This is a genomic window from Mesorhizobium sp. M7A.F.Ca.CA.003.01.2.1, assembly GCF_003998945.1.
Taxonomy (GTDB): Bacteria; Pseudomonadota; Alphaproteobacteria; order Rhizobiales; family Rhizobiaceae; genus Mesorhizobium; species Mesorhizobium ciceri.
On record NZ_RZRA01000994.1, the window covers coordinates 1 to 1982 of the forward strand.

The 1982-nt window shown below is 66.4% G+C and carries 2 protein-coding genes; both read right to left on the bottom strand.

Annotated features, from left to right (window positions below):
* Positions 1–1247 (bottom strand): FAD-dependent oxidoreductase (locus EN969_RS28750; protein ID WP_164758585.1); only part of this gene is annotated, 1247 nt, incomplete at its 3' end.
* The coding region (locus EN969_RS28755; protein ID WP_164758586.1) for a branched-chain amino acid ABC transporter permease at positions 1244–1982 on the bottom strand (739 nt) is incomplete at its 5' end. The genes EN969_RS28750 and EN969_RS28755, both read right to left, overlap by 4 nt.

Consider the following 1982-nt stretch of genomic DNA (forward strand, 5'->3'; position numbering starts at 1 on the left):
GCGTGCCGCAGCACGGCGTGGAACGGTATTGGCGCCGGCGGCGCGAAGGGCAGCGGCAGGTCGCGGGCGTCGGTGCCGGCGGCCCAGTCGGCCAGAACCTTGCCCATCGCCGTCGTCATGGCGATGCCGCGCCCGTTGCAGGCGCGACCGGCGATCAGTCCCGGACCGAGGTCGATCAGGTGCGGCAGGAAATCCGGTTCGACCGCTGCCATTCCCGACCAGCTGTAGGCAAGCGGCGGCAGGTCGGGCAGACCGAGATGCCGGCCGAGCCTTCGCCAGATCGTCTGCGGTACGCGCGTATCCGCACCGGCGCCAAGGATATGCATGCCGCCGCTGATCAGCCGGTTTTCGGCGTCGAAGCGGAAGGTGAACAGATTGCGTCTGGTGTCACCGACACCTTGCCCGCCGGGAAGCAATCGGTTGCGCACTTCACGAGGTAGCGGCGCTGTCGCGATCTGGAAGACTTTCAGCGGGAAGTAGGTTCGCTGCAACGACGGATTGAGGGACCAGCCATAGGCGTTGGTGGCGATCAGCACCTTGCCCGCGCGTACCGAGCCAGAGGGCATTTTCAGCATCCAGCCATCGGCTATGCGATCAACCGAGGTGACGCGCGTCTGCTCGAAGATCTTTGCGCCGGCCTTCTCCGCCGCATCGGCCAATCCGCGCGCATAGGCGACCGGATTGAGCACGCCGCCGGAACGGTCCATCCAGCCGCCGACATAGCCTGGCACGCCTGTCAGGGCTTCGACTTCCTGCCGATCCAATGTGACTGCCGGCCGGCCACGCTGTGCCCACTGCCCGGCACGTGACTTGACTTTTTCAAAGGCGGCAGGCGAATGCGCCGGCTGGATCCATCCGTTCTGCACGGCGTCGCAGTCGATGCCGTGCTGCCGGATCAGGCGGAAAACCAGGTCGGCGCTGCCGGCGGCGAAATCGATCAGCCTTTCGCCACGCGATGGTCCGAGATGGGCCAGTATGTCGGCCGGGTCCATCTTGGCGAAGTTCGGCACGACGAAGCCAGCATTCCTGCCGGTTGCGCCCCAGGCGATGAATTCGGCTTCGAGAACGGCGACGGAAAGGCCTTTGCCGGCGGCGTGCAGCGCGGTTGAAAGGCCCGAAAAGCCGCCGCCGACAATGGCCAGGTCGACATCGAGCTTACCCTGCAGCGCCGGCCGTTTGCGGCGGTCGCGGCTGACGGCAAGCCAGAGTGAAGCGCCATGCGCTTCCTGCCGAACCGCGGCATTCATGACGGGGAAACGCTTTTGGCCGTAGTCACCTTCGTCCGCTTGCCGAGCCAAGGCCGCCGTGGCCTGTCGCCGAACAGCCCGTTCGGCCGGACCAGCAGGATAACGCAGAGCATGACGCCGATGGCGGCGATCTGCAGCGCGGCGGCACGAGCCTGCTGTTCCGGCGGGAACAGGATGCTGGTCAGCGTGCCCGACCCAGCCCATATCGCCCAGACCAGGATGCTGCCGATGACGGCGCCGAGATTGCTGCCCGAGCCGCCCACGATCAGCATCACCCAGACCTGGAAGGTCAGGATCGGCAAATAATTGTCCGGCGCGATGAAGCCGGTGAAATGCGCCTGCAATGCGCCGGCCAGTGCCATGATGGCGCCGCCCACGGCGAAGGCCTGGACGCGATAGAAACGCGCGCTCTTGCCAAGCGAGATCGCCGCCCGCTCATCCTCGCGTAGCGCCTTCAGCACGCGGCCCCACGGGCTGCGCGACAGATGTTCCAAAGCGAGATAGGCGACCAGAGTCACCGCCGCGACCACGGCAAGGTTCGACAGGTTGAACAGCAGCGGCGTCTCGGCAAGGCTGCCGAAGGGGCGCGGGATGAAGCCGATGCCGAACGGGCCGCCGGTCAGTTTCTGCGCGTTGAGCGCGACCAGTTGCACGACGACGGCGACGCCGAAGGTGGTGATCGCCAGATAGTCGGACCTGAGCCGCAGCGTCGCCATGCCAGTTAACGCCGCGGCA